The 20140-nt window shown below is 70.6% G+C and carries 17 protein-coding genes and 2 pseudogenes (1 of these 19 only partly in view); 16 read left to right on the plus strand and 3 right to left on the minus strand.

The genetic code is table 11. The features are described 5' to 3' along the window. The 3 genes from JOE48_RS16225 to JOE48_RS16235 all read left to right on the plus strand — a co-directional run. Positions 1-419, plus strand: partial view of a glyoxalase superfamily protein gene (locus JOE48_RS16225; protein WP_210031382.1) — the 3' portion only. Its footprint begins 118 nt before the window's first position; the window shows 419 of its 537 coding nt (coding positions 119-537); its start codon lies off the left edge, out of view; the stop codon is at positions 417-419. 801 nt (positions 420-1220) lie between these two features. Then, positions 1221-1433 carry a hypothetical protein gene (locus JOE48_RS16230; protein WP_139231676.1) on the plus strand — a complete coding sequence of 71 codons (213 nt, stop codon included), beginning with the start codon at positions 1221-1223 and terminating at the stop codon, positions 1431-1433. Further along, positions 1423-3489: a recombinase family protein gene (locus JOE48_RS16235; protein ID WP_210026075.1), complete on the plus strand. Its 2067-nt coding sequence runs from the start codon at positions 1423-1425 to the stop codon at positions 3487-3489. Before JOE48_RS16230 ends, JOE48_RS16235 begins: the two co-directional genes overlap by 11 nt. 23 nt (positions 3490-3512) lie before the next feature. On the opposite strand, the pseudogene JOE48_RS16240 reads toward JOE48_RS16235, so the two are convergent. Further along, a pseudogene (locus JOE48_RS16240) lies at positions 3513-3749 on the minus strand (integrase core domain-containing protein); the annotation flags it as partial. 224 nt (positions 3750-3973) lie between these two features. On the opposite strand from JOE48_RS16240, the gene istA reads away from it, so the two are divergent. Together istA and istB are read left to right on the plus strand one after the other, a co-directional pair. Beyond that, positions 3974-5458, plus strand: a complete 1485-nt coding sequence (gene istA / locus JOE48_RS16245; protein WP_409518549.1) for an IS21 family transposase — start codon at positions 3974-3976, stop codon at positions 5456-5458. Next, positions 5455-6279, plus strand: a complete 825-nt coding sequence (istB, locus tag JOE48_RS16250) for an IS21-like element helper ATPase IstB (protein WP_053611553.1) — start codon at positions 5455-5457, stop codon at positions 6277-6279. Before istA ends, istB begins: the two co-directional genes overlap by 4 nt. Before the next feature lie 131 nt (positions 6280-6410). On the opposite strand, the pseudogene JOE48_RS16255 reads toward istB, so the two are convergent. Both JOE48_RS16255 and JOE48_RS16260 read right to left on the minus strand, forming a co-directional pair. After that, positions 6411-7348 (minus strand): annotated as a pseudogene (locus JOE48_RS16255) (IS3 family transposase); the annotation flags it as partial. Positions 7349-7863: 515 nt separating this feature from the next. Then, on the minus strand, positions 7864-8382 hold the full coding sequence (locus JOE48_RS16260) for a MarR family winged helix-turn-helix transcriptional regulator (protein ID WP_210031384.1): 519 nt from the start codon (positions 8380-8382) through the stop codon (positions 7864-7866). Between the two features lie 123 nt (positions 8383-8505). Between JOE48_RS16260 and JOE48_RS16265 the strand changes: the two genes are divergently transcribed. The 11 genes from JOE48_RS16265 to JOE48_RS16315 all read left to right on the plus strand — a co-directional run bounded on the left by JOE48_RS16265 (position 8506) and on the right by JOE48_RS16315 (position 20081). After that, entirely contained in the window at positions 8506-9789 is a 1284-nt protein-coding gene (locus JOE48_RS16265; protein WP_210031385.1) for an amidohydrolase/deacetylase family metallohydrolase, read from the plus strand. A gap of 10 nt (positions 9790-9799) precedes the next feature. Then, the gene (locus tag JOE48_RS16270) at positions 9800-10669 is read left to right on the plus strand and encodes an alpha/beta hydrolase (RefSeq protein ID WP_210031386.1); all 870 of its coding nucleotides are present in this window, start codon (positions 9800-9802) and stop codon (positions 10667-10669) included. Then, positions 10666-13020 carry a xanthine dehydrogenase family protein molybdopterin-binding subunit gene (locus JOE48_RS16275; RefSeq protein ID WP_210031387.1) on the plus strand — a complete coding sequence of 785 codons (2355 nt, stop codon included), beginning with the start codon at positions 10666-10668 and terminating at the stop codon, positions 13018-13020. Before JOE48_RS16270 ends, JOE48_RS16275 begins: the two co-directional genes overlap by 4 nt. Next, a complete protein-coding gene (locus JOE48_RS16280; RefSeq protein WP_210031388.1) occupies positions 13017-13889 on the plus strand; it encodes an FAD binding domain-containing protein in 873 nt (290 codons plus the stop codon). Before JOE48_RS16275 ends, JOE48_RS16280 begins: the two co-directional genes overlap by 4 nt. Then, positions 13886-15085 carry a 2Fe-2S iron-sulfur cluster-binding protein gene (locus JOE48_RS16285; RefSeq protein WP_210031389.1) on the plus strand — a complete coding sequence of 400 codons (1200 nt, stop codon included), beginning with the start codon at positions 13886-13888 and terminating at the stop codon, positions 15083-15085. The genes JOE48_RS16280 and JOE48_RS16285 overlap by 4 nt, the downstream gene beginning before the upstream one ends. A gap of 35 nt (positions 15086-15120) precedes the next feature. Next, the gene (locus JOE48_RS16290) at positions 15121-16269 is read left to right on the plus strand and encodes an ABC transporter substrate-binding protein (protein ID WP_210031390.1); all 1149 of its coding nucleotides are present in this window, start codon (positions 15121-15123) and stop codon (positions 16267-16269) included. An 83-nt stretch (positions 16270-16352) separates the two neighbouring features. Beyond that, positions 16353-17225 (plus strand): branched-chain amino acid ABC transporter permease, encoded by an 873-nt coding sequence (locus tag JOE48_RS16295; protein ID WP_210031391.1) that lies wholly within the window; start codon positions 16353-16355, stop codon positions 17223-17225. After that, positions 17222-18256 (plus strand): branched-chain amino acid ABC transporter permease, encoded by a 1035-nt coding sequence (locus JOE48_RS16300; protein ID WP_210031393.1) that lies wholly within the window; start codon positions 17222-17224, stop codon positions 18254-18256. The genes JOE48_RS16295 and JOE48_RS16300 overlap by 4 nt, the downstream gene beginning before the upstream one ends. Further along, complete coding sequence (locus JOE48_RS16305) at positions 18253-19068, plus strand: ABC transporter ATP-binding protein (protein ID WP_210031395.1); 816 nt, start codon at positions 18253-18255, stop codon at positions 19066-19068. The genes JOE48_RS16300 and JOE48_RS16305 overlap by 4 nt, the downstream gene beginning before the upstream one ends. After that, the gene (locus JOE48_RS16310; RefSeq protein ID WP_210031396.1) at positions 19061-19765 is read left to right on the plus strand and encodes an ABC transporter ATP-binding protein; all 705 of its coding nucleotides are present in this window, start codon (positions 19061-19063) and stop codon (positions 19763-19765) included. Before JOE48_RS16305 ends, JOE48_RS16310 begins: the two co-directional genes overlap by 8 nt. After that, positions 19737-20081, plus strand: a complete 345-nt coding sequence (locus JOE48_RS16315; RefSeq protein ID WP_245252847.1) for a Rieske (2Fe-2S) protein — start codon at positions 19737-19739, stop codon at positions 20079-20081. The genes JOE48_RS16310 and JOE48_RS16315 overlap by 29 nt, the downstream gene beginning before the upstream one ends. The last annotated feature ends 59 nt before the right edge of the window (positions 20082-20140 follow it).

Here is a 20140-nt window from a genome sequence, read left to right on the forward strand (position 1 = left end):
ACGACGACTGGAACACCGCTTGCGCCGCCCTCGACCGCCCGGCGGAGATCGGACCCCGCTTCGTGGAGGCAATCCCGATCCTGCGCATCTTCGACGAGGCCAAGGCGCGCGAGTTCTACTGCGGCTTCCTCGGGTTCGAGGCCGGGTTCGAGCACCGCTTCGAGCCGGGTCAGCCCCTCTACATGGAGGTCGCCCGCGCCGGCCTGCGACTGCACCTGTCCGAGCATCACGGCGATGCCAGCCCCGGCTCGACGGTGTTCGTGCCGATGCGCGGCGTCCATGCCTATCACCGGGAACTGACCGCCAAGCGATACGGCTATGCCCGGCCAGGCGTTGATCAGGCTCCTTGGGGCGACGTGCTGGAGGTGGCCGACCCGTTCGGGAACAGGCTGCGGTTCTGCGAGCGCCGCGACGGATGACCGATCCCCGGCCGCGCTGATCCGTCGTCGATCCGAGGTACGCCCCTCGCGGAGGACGGCCGGGCTCGACGGTCAATCGTCCCCTCGCTCCGCGTGCGGAGCGAGGGGACGCCCGCATCTCGCCTTCTGGCACTCCCACGGCGACGGGCGAGCGTTACGTGGGCTCTCGGACGAGCATCATCACCGCGCCGTCATACCACGGGAGAGCGAGAGCCCCGGCCGCACCCCGGTAGATGACCGTGTCGCGCCCCGGACTCTCCCTGGAGCGCGACAATCGCATGTGCCTGAGCAGCTTCATGGCGACGGAACATGACGAGTTGCTCTAGCCCGTGTTGAAGGAGGTTGGAGTGCACCCTGTTTGACCGGACAGGCAGCGGGGCGGGTTTAGGCGCTCCGGCTGAGGAACTCTCGGGGCGAGAGCATGCGCAGTCCGGAGTGCGGGTGGATGGTGTTGTACAACCCCTCAGCACAAGACCCATAGTACCGACGCTGGCGACGACGGTGTCGTCGTCTACGGGTGGCATCCATGGGCCGGGCGTGCGGTTCGCCTTCACGAGGTGATCGGGCGCGCAGCAGGTACGGCCGCGCGCTGCACACTCGTGGACGCGCCAGCCGCACGCCTACAGGAGATCCCGGTCTGGATGCTCGATCCCGTCGCGTGCGGGGCAATGCGGGCGGCGGCGCAGCCGGTCGTGGCCTTGTCCGCGCTGATGAGCTTGCGCGTCCTGCTCGCCGCGGCGGGCAGAGGCCCTGTCCCGCGCCGAGCAACGCTAGCATCGCCCGAGTCCTCGGGAGATTGCCATGCCACAGCCTCCGCGCCGACCGCGCCGGTCGGACCCGCAGCTCGACCTCGGCCTGACGCAAGGGCCGTCGACTCTGACACCGCCAGCCTGGAGCAGCCTGCCGACGGCGACGCAGCAGACCCTCACCCGCCTGCTGGCCCGCCTGCTCGTCGCCCATACCAACAGATCCTCGCAGCAGGACGTCCGAGCCGGAGGCGCCGATGAGCGCTGAGAAGATCGGCCCGCAGCACCGAGCCCGCAAAGCCGTGCTCTACGTCCGCCAGTCCTCGGCCCATCAGGTCCAGCACAACCGCGAGAGCCAGGCCCTGCAATACGCCATGCGCGAGCGCCTCGTCGGGCTCGGCTTTGCCGAGGTCGAGATCATCGACGAGGATCTCGGCTGCTCGGCCGCCGGCGGCACGCTGCGCGCCGGCTTCGAACGTATGGTCGCCGAGGTCTGCCTGGGCAAGGTCGGCGCGGTCGCCGCCCGCGAGGTCTCCCGCTTCGCCCGCAACAGCCGGGACTGGCAGCAGCTCGTGGAGATGTGCCGCGTCGTCGATACCCTGCTCGTCGACCAGGAGGCGATCTACGCGCCGCGCCTGGGCAACGACCGCCTGCTCCTCGGGCTCAAGGGCAGCCTCAACGAGTACGAGCTCGACCTCCTGCGCCAGCGCTCGCTGTCCGCGCGCTACGAGAAGGCGCGCCGCGGCGAGCTCGTGGTCGCGGCACCTGTCGGCTTCCTCAAGGCCGGCGACCGGCTCGAGATGGATCCCGATCGGCGTGTGCAGGCCGCGATCCGGTTGGCCATCGACAAGGTGGCCGAGTTGGGCAGCGTGCGCCAGGCCCTGCTCTGGTTCCTGGAGCACGGGCTCGATCTGCCGACCCGCGTCAACGCCGGCCCGGTGGTCTGGCGCCGCCCCCGTTACTCGACGCTGCGCGAGTTCATCGCCAATCCTGCCTATGGCGGCGCCTACGCCTACGGCCGCAGCCGCGTCACGGCCAGCTACGACGCGGCCGGCGCCAAGGCGCGGGCCCGGCGCACGCCGCGCTCGGAGTGGCTGGCGTTGAAGCCCGGCGCGCATGAGGGTTACGTCACGTGGGAGCGGGCGGAGGCGATCCGGGCGATGGTGAGCGAGAACGTCCCGACGAGTTCCCGTGGTGCGCCCAAGCTCGGCTCGGCCCTGCTCTCCGGTCTGCTGCGCTGCCGGCGCTGCGGACGCAAGCTGAGCGTCCAGTACACCGGGGCCAAGGGGCAGATCCCGCGCTACGCCTGCGTCCGCGGGCGGATCGACTACGGCGAGCCGAACTGCATCGCCTTCGGCGGCCTTCGTGTCGATGACGTCGTCGAGGCGGCGCTCCTGTCGGTGGTGCAGCCCGGCGCCATCGAGGCGACGCGGGCAGCCGAGTCGCAGGCGAGCATGCGCCGCGACGAGGCACGTGAGGCGATGATGCGCGATCTGGAGGCGGCGCGCTACGCGGCCGACCGCGCGTTCCGCCAGTACGACGCCGCCGACCCCGAGAACCGCCTGGTGACCGGCGAACTCGAAGCGCGCTGGAACCGCGCTCTGTCCCGGGTCGGCGCCTGCGAGACGCGCGTTGCCGAGCACGACGCGGTCGCCCCCCGACCCGCCCTTCCTCCAATCGCGTTGGAGACGCTCGCCGCGGACCTGCAGGGCGTCTGGTCAGCGCCCACGACGGATGCGCGGCTCAAGAAGCGGATCGTGCGCACCCTCATCCACGAGGCGATCGCCGACCTCGACGAGGTGCGGGCCGAGATCGTGCTCACCCTGCATTGGGCCGGTGGCGCCCACACCGAGCATCGCCTGCCGCGTCGGCGACGCGGTCAGCGCACCAGCACGCCCGCCGACGTGATCGAAGCGGTGCGCACACTGGCGCTCATCGCGCGCGACGACGTGATCGCGGGCGTACTCAACCGCAACGGCGTGAGGACGGGGCACGGCAACCGCTTCACGCGCGAGCGCGTCACCGCATTGCGCTCGCAGTACCGCATCCCGGTGTTCCGCGAGGCCGCGGCGGGAGAGGAGCCTTGGCTGAACCTGACCCAAGCTGCCGCCCGCGTCGGCGTTGCCGCGCGAACCCTTCGTCTGGCCGCGGAACGGGGCGAGATCGATGCAGCGCATCCGCTCGCGGACGGACCTTGGGTCTTCAGCCGCGCGGCTCTCGACGGCCCGGCTGCCCGCGTCCTCGCACAGGAGGCACTCAACCGCGGCAAACACCCCGCGGTACCGCATCCAGCACAGCAATCCCTCTTCGCATCAACGACATAGCGAGATGTGCGTTCTGATGAGCAGTTGTAGTCCTCGAACCAAGCCGGCAAAAGCCGCATCACGGTCTCGGCGTCGACCAAGATGGCGAGGCGGGCGTAGTCGCGCTTGAGCGTCTTCACGAATGCCTCCGCGATGCCGTTGCTCTGCGGCGAGCGCACCGGGGTGAACAGCAGCCGTAGGCCGAGCGCGGCGGCCGTCTGCGCTGTCTCCTTGGCGATGTAAGCAGAGCCGTTGTCGGACAGCCACTCGACCGGGTGCGGGGTGCAGCGCGGCAATCAGGATGAGACCAGCGCGTCAATCAAGATGAGAGGAACCGCCGATCTGATGACGCAAGGAGGGCAGAGCCCGACCGGAGGCATCGGATCGGCGTCGGCGTGACCTTCAGGGGCACGTCGTCTGGTGATCGCGGCCACCGGGCCAGCTGCGGGTCGTCCTCAGTTTGAGGAGCCTGCCCGTGCCCGGCCGCCACGTGACCGATCACCAGATGAGGCTCTTCATGCAGTTCCGTCAGAGCGACAGCGTCGCTGCGGCCGCCGCCAAGGCCGCCTTCAGTCCCGCCACCGGCCATCGCATTGCCGCCGATCCGCGTCTGCCCTCGGCTAAGAAGACCCCGCGCGGACGGCGTCGGCCCGATCCCCTCGCCGAGGTGTTCGAGGCCGAGATCGTGCCATTGCTCGAAGCCGCGCCCGGCCTGAGGCCGGTGGCCGTCTTCGAGGAGATCCTGCGCCGTCATCCCGATCTCGGTGAAGGGGTCCGACGGACACTGGAGCGGCGTATCCGGGCTTGGCGCGCCGTGCACGGAGCCGACCAGGACGTCATCTTTCGTCAGACCCACGAGCCCGGGCGGATGGGACTGTCGGACTTTACCGACATGGCCGATCTCGGCGTCAGCATCGCTGGGCTGCGCCTCGACCATCGGCTCTACCACTTCCGGCTCGCCTACTCCGGCTTCGAGCACGCCCACGTCGTGCTCGGCGGCGAGAGCTTCGTGGCGCTCGCCGAAGGGCTGCAGAATGCCCTCTGGTCTCTCGGCGGCGTGCCGCGCGAGCACCGCACCGACAGCCTCTCGGCCGCCTTCCGCAACCTCGACGAGGCCGCCCAGGAGGATCTCACCCGCCGCTACGAGGCCCTGTGCGCCCACTACGGCATGACGCCCACCCGCAACAACGCCGGCCTCGCCCACGAGAACGGTTCGGTGGAGGGCCCGCACGGCCACCTCAAGCGGGCCCTCGCCGATGCGCTCCTGCTGCGCACCAGCACCAACTTCCCCGACCTGACCGCCTACCGCACCTTCGTCGACGAGCTCGTCGGACGCCGCAACGCCCGCCAAGCTAAGCGCATCGACAGCGAGCGGGCTGTCCTGGCGCGGCTGCCCGAGCGGCGCTCGTGCGACTACGAGCAGGTCAGCGTGCGCGTCTCCTCGGCCGGCGGGTTCCGCCTGCGCAAGGTGTTCTACACCGTGCCCTCGCGCCTGATCGGCCACACCCTGCGCGTGCGCCTCTACGACGACCGCCTCGACGTCTTCGTCGGCGGATCCCACCTCTTCACCCTGCCGCGGGGGCGGGCTCATCCGGACGGACGGCACGATCAGGTCGTCGACTACCACCACGTCATCCACGCCCTCCGGCGCAAGCCGATGGCGCTGCTCAACCTCGTCTACCGCGACCGGCTCTTCCCGCGGGCACCCTACCGGCACGCCTTTGAGTCCCTGCGCGCCGCGCTTCCGGAACGGCAGGCCTGCCGCATCGCCGTCGATTTACTTGCGCTGGCCCATGACCGCGGCTGCGAGGCCGAACTCGCCGAATGCCTGGCCGTCGAACTGGCCGCCAAGCGCCTGCCCGATCTAGCCGTCCTGCGTGCCCGCTTCGCACCCGATCCGGCTACCATCCCTCACGTCAACGTCGCCCTCGGCTCGCTGGCGAGCTACGAGAGCCTCCTCGACGGCGTCACGACGGGAGGGGCGGCATGAAGGCCCTGGCCCGCACCACCACCGCGGTCGACACCGCCCGGCTCGGGATCATGCTCGGTGAGCTGCGCCTGCCGACCATCAAGACCGTCTGGCCCCGCTTTGCCGAACAGGCCGACAAGGAGGGCTGGCCTGCCGCCCGCTTCCTCGCGGCGCTGGCCGAGCACGAGTTGGCCGAGCGCGACAGACGACGCATCGAGCGTCATCTCGCCGAGGCGCGCCTGCCACCCGGCAAGACGCTCGATGGCTTCGACTTCGCCGCCGTGCCGATGCTCTCGAAGGCTCAGGTCATGGCGGTCGCCGCCGGCGACGCTTGGCTGGCGCAGGGGGCCAACCTGCTCCTGTTCGGTCCACCTGGCGGTGGGAAGAGCCATCTCGCCGCCGCGATCGGGCTCGCTCTCGTCGAGGCCGGCTTCAAGGTGCTGTTCACCCGCACCACCGACCTCGTCCAGAAGCTGCAGGTCGCCCGGCGCGACCTCGGCCTGGAGGCGGCCATCGGCCGGCTCGACCGCTTCGACCTGCTGATCCTCGACGACCTCGCCTACGTCACCAAGGACCAAGCCGAAACGAGCGTGCTGTTCGAGCTGATCAGCGCCCGCTACGAGCGCCGCTCCCTGATGATCACCGCCAACCAGCCCTTCGGCGAGTGGGGTCGGATCTTCCCCGATCCGGCCATGACGCTCGCTGCCGTCGACCGGCTGGTGCACCATGCCACCATCTTCGAGATGAACGTCGAGAGCTACCGGCGTCGCACGGCCCTGGATCGGAAACGCGGTCCTGGTCGACCGCCAACTCGCGCGACAATCAAAACTGCCGATGCGTGACGCTCCGCGACACGAACCTGACCCGACGCCACCTTGCGCCGGTCGATCGACCCGCTCATCATCAACCCGCCGCGACACCGGTCACTCATCCTGATTGTCGCTGACATCTCATCCAGATCGCCGCGCTACAGCGGGGTCTTCGTCGCGCCGAACCGGCTCTCGCAGCAGGCGATCATCAGGTCACTGACCATCTTGGCCGAGACGCCCGTCGTGGTCGCCGACCACGCCATGATCTCGCGGTCGCAGGCATCGATGGCAAACAGCACGCGGACGACCGCACTGTCCCGGCAGCGCAGTTCGAGGTGGTCCGAGCACCAGCGCACGTTCGAGCGCAGCGCCACGACTACACCGTCGTGGGTACGGCCGGGCCGGCGGGCAGTGTGCGGCGCGAGGGTGAGCCCGTTCGCCTGCAGGATGCGCAGCACCCGCTTGGCATTGACGCTTGCCTCGCCGCGCGAGCGCAGTGCCCGGTTCACCAGTGCGGTGACGCGGCGATAGCCGTAGCTCGGGCGGGCATCGACGATCGCGCGGATGGTCGGCAGCAACTGCGCATCCTCAGGCTTGTAGTAGAGGCCGCGCGGCCGAGCAGGTCGACTCAGGCGCTCGGCCAGGTGGGAGCGGGCCACGCCGAGCGTGTCGGCGACCGCCTTCACCGCGAACCGCCCGTCGAACCGCCCCAGGAGCTGAGCGGCAAGGTCGGTTTTTTTGTGCGCGCGAGGTCGAGCGCCTCCTTCAGGATCTCGACCTCCATGGTCTTGCGCCCGAGCAGGCGTTCGAGGTCGCGCACGCGCCGCTCCAACTCGCGCACCCGGCTGGTGCCGACGACCTCCTCGTCGGCGTGCACGGCCTGATGGCCACCCTCCAGCATGCGCCGCTTCCACGAGAACAGCAGGCTGGGCGAGATGCCGTAGCGGCGGGCGACGAACGACACGGACGAGCCGGGCTGCTGGCTCTCCTCGACGAGGCGGATCTTCTCGGTGGTGGACCAGCGCCGTCGACGCTGAACGCCGGTCAGGATCTCGCCGTGCACCGGCGGGGCGATCGGATCGGATGACATAGCCTTACCCATAGGCCAACGCCTATGCCTTCGTGAGCTATGCCGCCTGTCCGGTCAAAACGGGGTGCGGTTCAGAGGTGCAAACGTTCGCCAATGTGAACACCGCTTGGCTACGCGAACATTTGGTCGCTGCCAAACTCACCTCACCGGCCGAGGGTGAGTTAAGAGCCTGCGCTATTTATGCTGCTGTCGCCGGGGCACAGATCATCGCTCGCAGCCGTTCGGATGTGAAATTGTTCGACGAGTTGATCGAAAGCTACCGACGGATGGGCTTGCTCCCAATCTAGTCGAACTTCGTATCCGAAACTTTCGAGGCTGAGCGCCTTCGCCCTATCCGATCCATAACGAGCAACTGGTTCAGCGCGTGTCTCACCCCAATGCAGACCGGCTGTTCTCCGCCCATCTGAGACGCTTCAGACAGTCCGCGGCGGCCGATGCTGGCCGAGACCGGCTCGTCCGCTTTGGAAAATATCGGCCGAAACAGCGGACGAGCCCCCGACCTGACTTCGCCTGAAGCGAGTCATATCTCACTCGATGATGGCTTGTCCTCGCCGGTGGTCGTGCCCGTTAATCACCCGTCTGAGCAGCTTGGTCAGGTAATCCTGTTCCGCCGGCGTGAGCGCCTCGACCGTCAGCGCGTGTGCCATCCGCGCCGCCGGCTCCATCGCGTTGTGGAGCGCCCCGCCCTCCGCGGTCAGGCGGCAGATCTGCGCGCGGCGATCCGTGGGTGACGTCGAGCGGCTGACGAGGCCGCGCGCCGCAAGCCGCTTGAGGGCGCCGGTCGTCGTCGTCCGGTCGAGGGCGACCGCTGCCGCGAGCGTCGTCTGATCGGCTTCCTCCAGGTCACGCAGGATCGAGAGCAGGCTGTACTGCAGCGGAGTGACGTTGAAAGCGGCACAACGCTCCGCAAACAGGCTGACGTGGATCTGGTGCATGCGGCGGGCGAGGAAGCCCGGGCGCTCGACCAGCGGCCAGTGCGGCGTGCCCGCCGACGCCTCCGCGTCGGTCGGCTCGTCTGCCGGGTCGGCTCGCAGACCCTTACCCATCACCCCGTCCCCGTGGTTCGGAATCATTCTTGGCATGCCCTATGCAGACGCCGAAATACGAAGCATGCTTCGCATCTGGCAAGTACGAGGCCGGTGCGAGCCGGTCGGAATCGCGAGGTCGAGATGGACAATCGCCGCTACGATCTGGTTCTGCGGGGCGGGCGGGTGATCTGCCCCGCCTCCGGCGTGGATGGCATCCGCGACGTTGCGGTGCGCGACGGGCGCATCGCGGCCGTGGAGGAGACCATCCTGCCGTCGGCCGCAACCGAGGTGGTCGACGTCTCCGGCAAGCTCGTCCTTCCCGGCATGATCGACACGCACGCCCACGTCTACCAGTACGTCACCGGCCGCTTCGGCCTGAACCCCGACATGGTTGGCGTGCGCTCCGGCGTCACCACGGTGGTGGACCAGGGCGGTCCCTCCTGCATGACCCTTCCAGGGTTTCGCCACTTCATCGCCGAGCGCTCCGAGACGCAGGTCCTCGCCTTCCTGTCGGCCTACCTCGTTGGCGGCCTGGAGGGCCATTTCTACCCGAACCTCTACAGCCCGGACGGCGTCGACATCGACGCGACGGTGAAGTCGGCCACCGAGAACCGCGACCTCGTGCGCGGCATCAAGGGCCACGCCGAGATCGGAGGCTTCGCCCGCTGGGGCATCAAGGTGATGGAGATGGCGGCCGAGATCAGCCGCCGCGCCGACCTGCCGCTCTACGTGCATTTCGGCCAGCTCTGGGGCCTGCCGGAATCCGGCGCCAACGGCGAGGACGCCGACACCATCGTCGAGCGGGTCATCCCGCTGCTGCGGCCCGGCGACGTGCTGGCCCATCCCTTTACCCGCCACCCGGGCGGCTTCATCAACGAGCAGGGCGAGGTCCACCACATCATCCGCCGGGCCATGGAGGCCGGGCTGAAGGTCGATGTCGGCCACGGCAGCCACTTCTCCTACCGCGTGGCCCGCGCGTCCCTGCCGGCGGGCGTGATCCCCTACACGCTGGGCGCCGACATGCACGGCTACAACACCGAGGTCCCCGAGGTGAAGAAGCCCGCCGGCACTCCGGACGAGCACCACGACGACGAGAACCACCCGTTCCTCGGGCAGGCCCGGTTCAGCCTCACCCAGGCGATGAGCTCGATGATGGCGCTGGGCATCCCGCTGGAGGAGGTGGTGCCGATGGTGACGTCGCATCCGGCCGAGATGCTGCGCATGGGCGACCGGATCGGCGCCCTCAAGATCGGCTACGCGGCCGACGTCTCGGTGCTGCACGACGATCGCGGCCGCTTCCTGCTGCGCGACAATGAGGACACGCGGGTGATCGCCGACCGCCTGCTGCGCCCGGCCTTCTGCCTGCGTGCGGGCCGGCGCTTCGAGGCCGACTCGCCGATCCTGCCCCAGGCGATCGCGGCCTGAGGTGGCGCCGGTGCCCGCCTTCGCCCTCGACGACCCGACCCCGCCGGATCCGCGCCGCCGCTGGGACAGCCTGAACTTCGCGACCCGGGGCGCCTGCTACGACAACAACGCGGGCGTGCCCGACAGCGCCGCGCAGGTCGCCGCCCGCAACGCGGCCTCCGCGGCCTACCGCGCGGCGCACCCGGCCGGGCTCGATATCCCGTATGCCGCGGGGGACCGCACCGCCTTCGATCTCTACCCGGCAGCGGAGACGGGCGCCCCGTGCCTCGTCTTCATCCACGGCGGCTACTGGCAGCGCAACGCCCGGGCCGACTTCGCCTGCTTCGCGGAGGGCCTGAACGCGGCCGGCTGGTCGGTGGCGATGCCGGGCTACAACCTGGCGCCCGAGGCGAGCCTCGCCGGCATCGCGGCCGAGATCGGTGCCGCCCTCGACTGGCTCGCCGGGCACGGACCGTCGCGCGGGATCGGCGGCCCGGTCGTCCTCGCCGGTTGGTCCGCGGGGGCGCAGCTTGCCGCCCTCCATCTCGGGCATCCCGCCGTGTCCGCGGTCCTGGCAATCTCCGGCGTCTACGACCTCGCGCCGATCCGCGAGACCTACCTGAACGAGAAGGTCGGGCTGAGCGGGGACGAGATCGCGACGCTGTCGCCCCTGCGCCTGCCCGTCGTGCCCAAGCCCATGACGATCGCCTACGGCAGCCGGGAGCTGCCCGCCCTCGTCCACGACGCGCGCAATCTCCACGCCCTGCGCAGCGCCGCCCACGCGCCGGGCGCCCTGCTGCCGGTGCCGGGCGCCGACCACTTCTCGATCCTCAACGAATTCCGCCGGTCCGACGGCCTTCTGGTCCGCGCCGCCCAGGATGTTCTCGGAGGCGCCCGATGAGCCGCGAGGGCGTCGGGGCTCCGCTGCCCCGCAAGGAGGACGACCGCCTGATGCGCGGGCGCGGCCAGTATGTCGGCGACGTCCGGCTGCCGGGGATGCAGGACGTCGCCTTCGTGCGCAGTCCGATGGCGCATGGCCGCATCCGCGCCATCCACGTGCCGGAGGCCTGCCGCGACCGCGTCTTCACCGCCGCCGACCTCGACGGGGTGCTGCCGATCCGGGCGGTCTCGGGGCTGCCCGGCTTCAAGGTCTCCGAACAGCCGGTGCTCGCCACTGGCAAGGTCCGGCAGGTGGGCGAGCTGGTGGCGATGTGCGTCGCGCCGACCCGCGCCGAGGCCGAGGACATCGCCGCCGCCGTGGTGCTCGACCTCGAGGAGCTGCCCGCTATCCACGACATGCTGGCCGCCCGCGAGCCGGGCTCCGCCCTCGTCCACGAGCACTGGGGCGACAACGTCTTCCTGGAGACGCTGGTCGATGTCGGCATCGAGAGTGCCCTCGACGCGCCGATCAAGGTGAGCCGCACCATCTCGACGGGGCGCCAGTGCATGGCGCCGATCGAGGGCCGCGGCACCGTGGTGCAGCTCGATCATCGCCTCGACCAGCTCGTCGTCCACACCGCGAGCCAGATGCCGCACATCGTGCGCAACGGCCTCTCCGAATGCCTCGGGATCGAGCAGGGCCGCATCCGCATCGTCTCGCCGGATGTCGGCGGCGGCTTCGGCTACAAGGCGATCCTGCTCGCCGAGGACGTGGCCCTCGCCTGGCTCGCGCTCCGCTGCGGCCATCCGGTCCGCTGGCTGGAGGACCGGCGCGAGCACCTGACCGCCAACGCCAATTGCCGCGAGCACCATTACCGCATCACAGCCTACGCGGAGCGGGACGGGACGCTGCGCGGCATCGACTGCGAGGCCACCGTCGATTCCGGTGCCTACTCGGCCTACCCGTTCTCCGCCTGCCTGGAGGCCGCGCAGGTCGCCAGCATCCTGCCGGGGCCCTACGATTTCCCGGCCTATCGCTGCCGCACGTGGTCGGTGGCGACCAACAAGTGCCCGATCCTGCCCTACCGCGGCGTCGCCCGAACCGGCGTCTGCTTCGCCCTGGAACTCGCGCTCGACGCGGTCGCCCGCGCGGCCGGGATTCCGCCCGAGGCGGTGCGCGAGAAGAACCTCGTGCGGCCCGACCAGATGCCGTTCGAGAACATCACGAAGAAACACTTCGACAGCGGCGACTACCCGGAGGCGCTCGCCCGCGCTCTGGCGGCCATCGACGTGGAGGCGATCCGCGCCCGCCAGCGTCAGGGCGAGCCGGATGGGCGCCGGATCGGTCTGGGCCTCTCGATCTACTGCGAGCAAGCCGCGCACGGCACCTCGGTCTATTCCGGCTGGGGCATTCCGATGGTGCCCGGCCACGAGCAGGCCAGCGCCCGCCTGACCCCGGACGGCGGTCTGGAGCTGCGGATCGGCGCCCATTCCCACGGCCAGGGCCTGGAGACGACGCTGGCCCAGGTCGCCCACGAGATCCTGGGCGTGCCGGTGGCGCGCACCCGCCTCGTCCACGGCGACACCGCGATGACCCCCTACTCCACTGGGTCCTGGGGCTCCCGCGTCATGGTGATGGCGGGCGGCGCGGTGGCGGCGGCCTGCGAGGAGTTGCGGACCCGGGCCGTGCGGATCGGCGCCCACCTGCTCCAAGCGCGGCCCGAGGACTGCCGCTTCGAGGGTGGCCATGTCGTGGGTCCCTCCGGCGACGTCCCGCTCGAGGCGATCGCCCGCACCTGGTACCGGCGCCCGCAGGACCTCGCGCCCGACACCGATCCGGGCGGCCTCGAAGTCACCGCCGGCTACAAGCCGGTGCGCGACAGCGGCACCTTCTCGTACGCGGCGCACGCGGCCGTGGTGGCGGTCGACCCCGATCTCGGGGCGGTCGAGATCCTCGACTACGTCATCGTCGAGGATGGCGGCACACTGGTGAACCCCCTCGTGGTCGACGGCCAGATCTACGGCGGCCTTGCGCAGGGGATCGGCACGGCCCTGTTCGAGGAGATGCGCTTCGACGGTCGCGGTCAGCCGCTGGCCTCGACCTTCGCCGACTATCTCCTGCCCGGCGCCGCCGACGTGCCGATGGCGCGCATCGACCACATGGAGACGCCCTCGCCCTACACGCGCTTCGGCCAGAAGGGCATCGGCGAGGGCGGCGCCATCGCGCCCCCGGCGGCTTTGGCCAACGCCATCAACGATGCGCTTGCGCCGCTCGGCGTCGAGGTGCTGCATTCCCCCGTCACACCCCGACGGATCGTGGAGGCGGTGCTCGCCACCCGCGCGCCCGCCGAGACCGCGCGGGAGGCCGCATGAAGCCCGCCGCCTTCGCCTGGGAGCGCCCCGACAGCCTGCCCGCCCTGCTGGCGCGCCTCGCCGAGACCCCCGCCGGCGTGAAGCTGATCGCGGGCGGCCAGTCCCTCGGGCCGATGCTGAACTTGCGCCTCGTCGAGCCCGCCCTGATCCTCGACATCACCGGCGTGCCCGAGCTCCGGACCGCGCGGGTTGAGGGCGACACGTTCGTCCTCGGGGCCTGCGTGACCCATGCCGATATTGAGGACGGGCGCGTCGCGGACCTCACCGGCGGCGCGCTGCGGCGGGTCGCGGCCGCGATCGCTTACCGGCCGGTGCGCAACCGCGGCACGGTCGGCGGCAGCCTCGTCCACGCCGACCCGGCCGCCGACTGGGTGAGTGCCCTGACGGCCCTCGGCGCCGAGGTGGAGATCGCGGGGCGGACCGGGCGTCGCACCCTGCCGGTGGAGCGCTTCGTGACCGGCGCCCTCTCGGTCGCCCTGGGCGCAGACGAGATCCTGGTCGCCGTGCGCGTCCCAGCGCTGCCGGCGGGCGCGGCATGGGGCTACGTCAAGCACTGCGCGAAGATCGGCGAGTTCGCCCACGCCATCGGGGCCGTGCGCCTCGAACCCGGCGCAGACCGGGGCCGGGCCGTGATCGGCGCGGTCGAGGGGCCGCCCGTGCTCCTCGCCGATGCCCGCCCGCTCTTCGGCGGCCGCATCGGCGCCGACTTCGCCGCGCGCTTCGACCCCCGGGTCGCGGATCAGGCGCTGCGGGAGGCCGGGATGGCCGACGCGGTCGAGCGGCACATCCACGTCACCGTCCTGGGCCGCGCGGTGGCCGCAGCGGCCGCGCCCGATCCCCGAGCCAACACCCTTCCGGAGGCCGCATGAGCACCGCGCTGGCCGAACCCGGGCCGTCCCGCATGACCCTCGCGCTGACGGTGAACGGCCGGGCCGTGCGGGTCGCGGCCGAGCCGCGCAGCCATCTCGGCGACGTGCTGCGCGACGGGCTCGACCTCACCGGTACGCATCTCGGTTGTGAGCACGGCGTCTGCGGCGCCTGCACCGTACTCCTTGACGGCGAGCCGGCCCGCGCCTGCCTGACCTTCGCGGGCGCCTGCGCGGGCGCCGCCGTCACCACGATCGAGGGGCTCGATACGGACGCCATCGCGGGTGAGCTGCGGGCCGCCTTCAACCGTGAGCACGCGCTCCAGTGCGGCTACTGCACGCCCGGGATGCTGGTGGCCGCCCGCGATCTGGTCCTGCGGCTGCCAGAGGCCGACGAGCGGCGGATCCGGGTCGGCCTCTCGGGCAATCTTTGCCGCTGCACCGGCTATGCCGGCATCGTCCGGGCCGTGATGGCGGTGATTGCAGACCGGCGCGGACGCGGCATCCTGCCCGAGACTGGCGCGGAACGCGCCCTCGGCCCGGTCGGCGCCCGGGTCGGCGCGGCGGTGGTCGCGCCCCTGCACCCGCCGGCGGATGCTGTCGCCCCGGCGGTGCCCGCCGCGGTGGCGGACCTGTCTGACACGTTCGCGCCGGCCCAAGGCTTCAAGCAGGTGCTCGACCTCGCCCACCCGCCGGAAGCCGTGTTCGGCCTTCTCGGCGATATCGAAGCGGTCGCCGCCTGCCTACCGGGCGCGGTGCTGACGGCGCGCCCCACCTCCGACACGGTCGAGGGCGGCCTGCAGGTGCGGATCGGACCGATCGTCGCGACGTTCCGCGGCCGCGCCCGCCTCTCCCGGGACGAGGCCGCGCGGACCGGCTCGGTCCACGGGGCCGGCAGCGACGCGGGCGGCCGCTCGGCCACCGAGGGGCGGATCCGCTACCGGGTCGGCGCGGGACCGGCGCCCGGCACCGCCCGGGTCGAGCTCGACGTCGGCTACACCCTGACTGGGCCGCTCGCGCAGTTCGGCCGGCCCGGCCTCGTGCGCGACCTCGCCGGCCGCATCGCGGCGGAGTTCTGCCGCAACCTCGATGCCCGGCTCTCGGGCGTCGCGGCGCCGACGCCCGCCGGCCTCAACCCGCTCCGCCTGCTCCTGGGCCTCGCCCGCGCGCGCCTCGCAGCGTGGCTCGGCCGCGCCTGAACCCCCTCCCGCCTCAATCCACCGGAGACACGCGAATGCTTGGCAGGTTCACCCTTACGACCGCGATCCTGCTGGCGCTGACGGCGACGGGCGCCCGGGCGGACGCGATCCGCATCGGCGTCAACGAGCCTCTGACCGGGCCGTTTGCGGCGTCCGGCACCTACGTGGTGAACGGCGCCAAGATCGCCGCCGATGAGATCAACGCCAAGGGCGGCGTCCTCGGCAAGACGCTGGAACTCGTGATCGAGGACAACAAGAGCAACCCGACCGAGGCCGCCGCGGTCGCCGAGAAGCTGATCACCAGCGACAAGACCCCGGTGATGATGGGCGCCTGGGGCTCCAGCCTGACGCTCGCCGTCATGCCCAAGCTCGCGGATTACGAGACGCCGATGCTGGTCGAGACCTCCTCGTCCGGCAAGATCACGACCTCCGGCAACCCCTACGTGTTCCGGATCTCGCCGCCCTCGTCGCTCGAAGCCGAGACCTTCGCGCCGATGGTGGCACGCCTCGGACTGAAGAAGGTCGACTTCCTGGTCCTCAACAACGATTTCGGCCGCGGCGCGGCGACCGATTTCGGCAAGATGCTCAAGGACAAGGGCGTGACGGTCGGCCTCGTCGAGACCATGGATCAGGGTGCGCAGGACATGAGCGCCCAGCTCGCCAAGCTGAAGGCGTCGGACTCCGACACGATCATGATCACGAGTTCGGTCGATCAGCTCGTGCTGCTGTTCAAGCAGATGGCCGCCTTGGGCCTGAAGAAGCGGGTGATCACCACCGGCGGCTCGCAGAACCCAGACCAGATCATCGCCCAGGCGGGTGCGGCCGCCGACGGCACGATGCACCTGACGACCTTCCTGCCCTGGTCGCCCGACAGGACGCCGGACCCGAAGGCCACCGAGGCCTTCATCGCCGCGTGGAAGAAGCGCGGCTTCGACTTCGCCGGCGTCACCGAAAGCTTCCGCGGGTACGACGGCATCCGCGCGATCGCCCACGCCATCGAGAAGGCGGGCTCGGCCGATCCGGCCGCGATCACCAAGGCCTTCTGGTCGGTCGACTTCGTCGGGCTCAACGGACCGATCCGCTTCACCAAGGCCGGCCCCGCCGGGAAGGAGAGCGGCCAGAGCAAGCCCGACGTCTACATCATCGAGATCAAGGACGGGAAAGTGATCGTGCCGACGCTCTAAGCGCCTCCGGACCGGCGGCCTTACGCCAGTCCCTTCGTCCGTCCACCGGCCACCGGGCCGGGGCACATCCTCGGAGGCCGCCCGTGAACGAACTGATCCAGCATCTCGTCAACGCGCTCATCCTCGGCGGCACCTACGCGCTGCTGGGGATCGGCCTGACGCTGATCTTCGGGATCATGAACGTCGTGAACTTCACCCACGGCGCGCTCTACACGGTCGGCGCCTACGTGATGTACTTGGCTGCCGCCGCCCTCGGCCTGAACTTCTTCCTGGCGCTGCCGGTGGCGATCCTCGGGGGGCTCCTGCTCGGGGCCGCGATTGAGCTGCTGCTGCTGCGCCCGTTCCGGGGCTCGGACATCGATACCACCATGCTGGTGATGATCGGCGCCGGGATCATCCTGCAATCGGGCACGCTCTGGACCTTCGGCGGCGTCGCCAAGGCGATCCCGTCGCCCTTCCCCGAAGCGCCGCTCCAGATCGGCCCGGTCTCGGTCTCCTGGCTGCGGCTTTTCGTGCTCGGGGCAGCGCTGACCCTGATCGCGCTGACCTACGCGCTGATCAACCGGACCAAGCTCGGGCTTGCCATGCGCGCCGCCTTCCAGGATTCTGACACGGCGGCGCTGATGGGCGTCGACGTCCGCCGAATCTACACCGCGACCTTCGCGCTGGGCTCGTCGCTGGCGGCGGCGGCCGGCGCCCTACTCGGTCCCGTCTACGTGGTGTTCCCGCAGATGGGCGGCCTCGCCGAGCTGAAGGCCTTCGCCATCGTCATCCTGGGCGGCCTCGGCAACGTCACTGGCGCGGCGATCGGCGGCTTCATCCTGGCGCTCGCCGAGGAGTTCGGCGCCGGCTACGTCTCCTCCGGATACCGGGACGCGATGGGGTTCCTGATCATCATCGCGGTGCTGCTCTACCGGCCCACCGGTCTGTTCGCGAAGGCGGAGCGCATCGGATGAACCGGCTCTTTCCCCTCGCCCTGCTCGCCGGCCTCGTGGTCCTGCCCGTGGGGCTCGGCGCCAACCCCTATCTCCTCAACGCGCTGATCGTGACAGGCATCCTGACGATCGGCGCCATGAGCCTGAACCTGCTCCTCGGCTTCACCGGGCAGCTCAGCCTCGGCCACATCGCGTTCTTCGGGATCGGCGCTTACGTCAGCGCACTGACGAGCCTCGGCTTCGACGTGGATCTCGGATTCGGCATCCGCGCGGTCCACGAGCCCTGGCCGGCCTGCGTCGGCTTCCTGCTGGCGACGGTGGCGGCGGGCGGCTGCGGCTACCTGATCGGGCGGCTCTCCTTCCGGGTGCGGGGCGCCTATTTCGTCATCGTGACGATTTCCTTCGCCGAGGTCGTGCGGCTGGTGGCCCTCAACTGGGTGGAGCTGACGCAGGGGCCGCTGGCGCTCACCAACATCCCGGCCATCACCCTCGGCCTGCCGGGCCTCGGGATGTGGACCCTGAAGACCAAGCTCCAGAACTACTACCTCGTGCTGACTGTGGGCACGCTCTGCTACGGCGTGATCGCCCGTCTGGTCGGCGGGCGCTTCGGCCGGGCGATGCGGGGCCTCAAGGAGAACGAGTCGCTGGCGCTGTCGGTCGGCATCAACGCCACCCGCACGCTGACGGTCGCGGCGGTGATCTCGGCCGCGATGGCGGGCGCGGCCGGCAGCCTCTACGCCCATTACCTGCGCATCATCGATCCCGACGTTTTCCTGTTCGCCACCACGGTCACCATGGTCATCATGGTGGTGGCGGGCGGCAAGGGCACCCTGATGGGGCCGGTCGTCGGCGGCCTGATCTTCGGCCTGCTGCCGGTGGCGCTCCGCCCGGTGATGGCGCCGGAAGCCCAATGGATCGTCTACGGCCTCGTGCTGATCGTGATCCTGTTCGTGATGCCGCGGGGCATCGTGCCAGGCCTCTCGGCCCTGCTCAGCCGCCGGCAGGCCCAACCGGCCCCGGTCCTCGAGGTCAATCCGGCGGTGCAACGATGAGCGCGATCCTCTCCGTCGAGCATGTCGGGGTCCGCTTCGGCGGCCTCGTCGCCATCGCCGACCTGCATTTCGACGTCCAGGCAGGCGAGATCGTCAGCCTGATCGGACCGAACGGGGCCGGCAAGACCACGGCCTTCAACGTGATGACGGGCTTCCTGAAGCCCAGCCAGGGCGACGTCCGGTTCCGCGGCACGTCCCTGAGAGACCTGCCGCCGCACGCGATCACGCGGCTCCGCCTCGCCCGCACCTTCCAGCGCACCAGCGTCTTCCCGGACGACACGGTGTTCGACAACGTGATGATCGGCCTGCACCAGATGGGCGCCGCGTCGGGCCGCGTCCCCGTTCTCGATGCGCTTCTCGGCCGATCGGGTGCCGGCGAGAGGCAGCTGCGGGCCCGTGCCGAGGCGCTCCTCGACTGGGTCGGGCTCGCCGCCAGAGCGCATGAGAAGGCCGGCGCCCTGGCCTATGGCGAGCAGCGCCTCGTCGGCGTGGCCCTGGCGCTCGCCACCGAGCCCGCCATGCTGCTCCTCGACGAGCCGGTTTCGGGGATGAATGCCTCCGAGACGCGGGTCTTCGTGCGGCTGGTCCGGCAGATCCGCGAGCGCGGCGTCACCATCCTCCTCGTCGAGCACGATATGCCGATGGTGATGGAGGTCTCCGACCGCATCGTCGTCCTCAATTACGGCCGCCTGATCGCCGAGGGGCCGCCGGACCGGATCCGCACCGACCCGGCGGTGATCGAGGCCTACCTCGGCCAGGGCAGCGCCGCCCGGCAGGCCGCCGCCGCAGTTCAGGAGGCGGCCCATGCTTGAGATCCGCGACCTCGTCTGCGGCTACGGCCAGGTCACCGCACTCAAGGGGCTCACGATCGACGTGCGTGATGGCCAACTCGTGGCCCTCGTCGGCGCCAACGGGGCCGGCAAATCCACGACGCTCCGGGCGATCTCCGGACTCGTATCGCCGCGCTCCGGCGCGATCCGGTTCGCCGGGCGGGACATTGCCGGCGCGGAGCCCCGCCGGATCCTGGCCGCGGGCATCGCCCACTGCCCGGAGGGCCGGCGCGTCTTCCCGCAGATGACGGTCGCCGAGAACCTCGCCATGGGCGCCTATCTGCGCCGCGACCGGGCGGCGGTCGCGGCGGATCTGGACCGCATCTACGGGGAGTTCCCGCGCCTCGCGGAGCGCCGCGATCAGGCGGCCGGCACGCTCTCGGGCGGCGAGCAGCAGATGCTGGCGATCGGCCGCGCGCTGATGGGGGGGCCGAAGCTCGTGCTGTTCGACGAGCCCTCCCTGGGCCTCGCCCCCAACATCGTCGAGCGGATGTTCGCGGTAATCGGGGCGATCCGCGACGCGGGCACGACCGTTCTGCTCGTCGAGCAGAACGCCTTCGCGGCCCTCGAACTCTGCGACTACGCTTACCTCCTGGAGACCGGCCGCACCGTCCGCGAGGGGACGGGGCGCGCCCTCATCGCGGATCCGCATGTGCGGGACGCCTATCTCGGTGGCTAAGGCGGAGCGGCCGGAGCGGATTTACCTCGGCCCGCACGACCTTCTCGCCGACCGGACCCTGGCGCCGATCAACGTGGACGGACACCACCTCCTTCTCGTGCGGGACGGCGAGCGGATCGTCGCCGCCGAGCGGGCCTGCCCCCACGAGGGGGCGGATCTGGGGCTTGGCCGATGCGTCGCTGGACGGCTGCTCTGCCCACGGCATCTCGCCTCCTTCGATCTCCGGGACGGCTCCGTCTCACCGGGCTGGTCGTTTCGTGCCCTCCGTCTGTTCGAGATCGAGTCGGCATCTGATGGGCTATGGCTCAGGACGTAACAAAAGCAGCACATCGGGGTCCGCTTTCAGGCAAAGACGAGAGCTACCTGAATGGCCGA

Origin of the sequence: Methylobacterium sp. PvR107 (assembly GCF_017833295.1) — a bacterium.
Classification (GTDB): Bacteria; Pseudomonadota; Alphaproteobacteria; order Rhizobiales; family Beijerinckiaceae; genus Methylobacterium.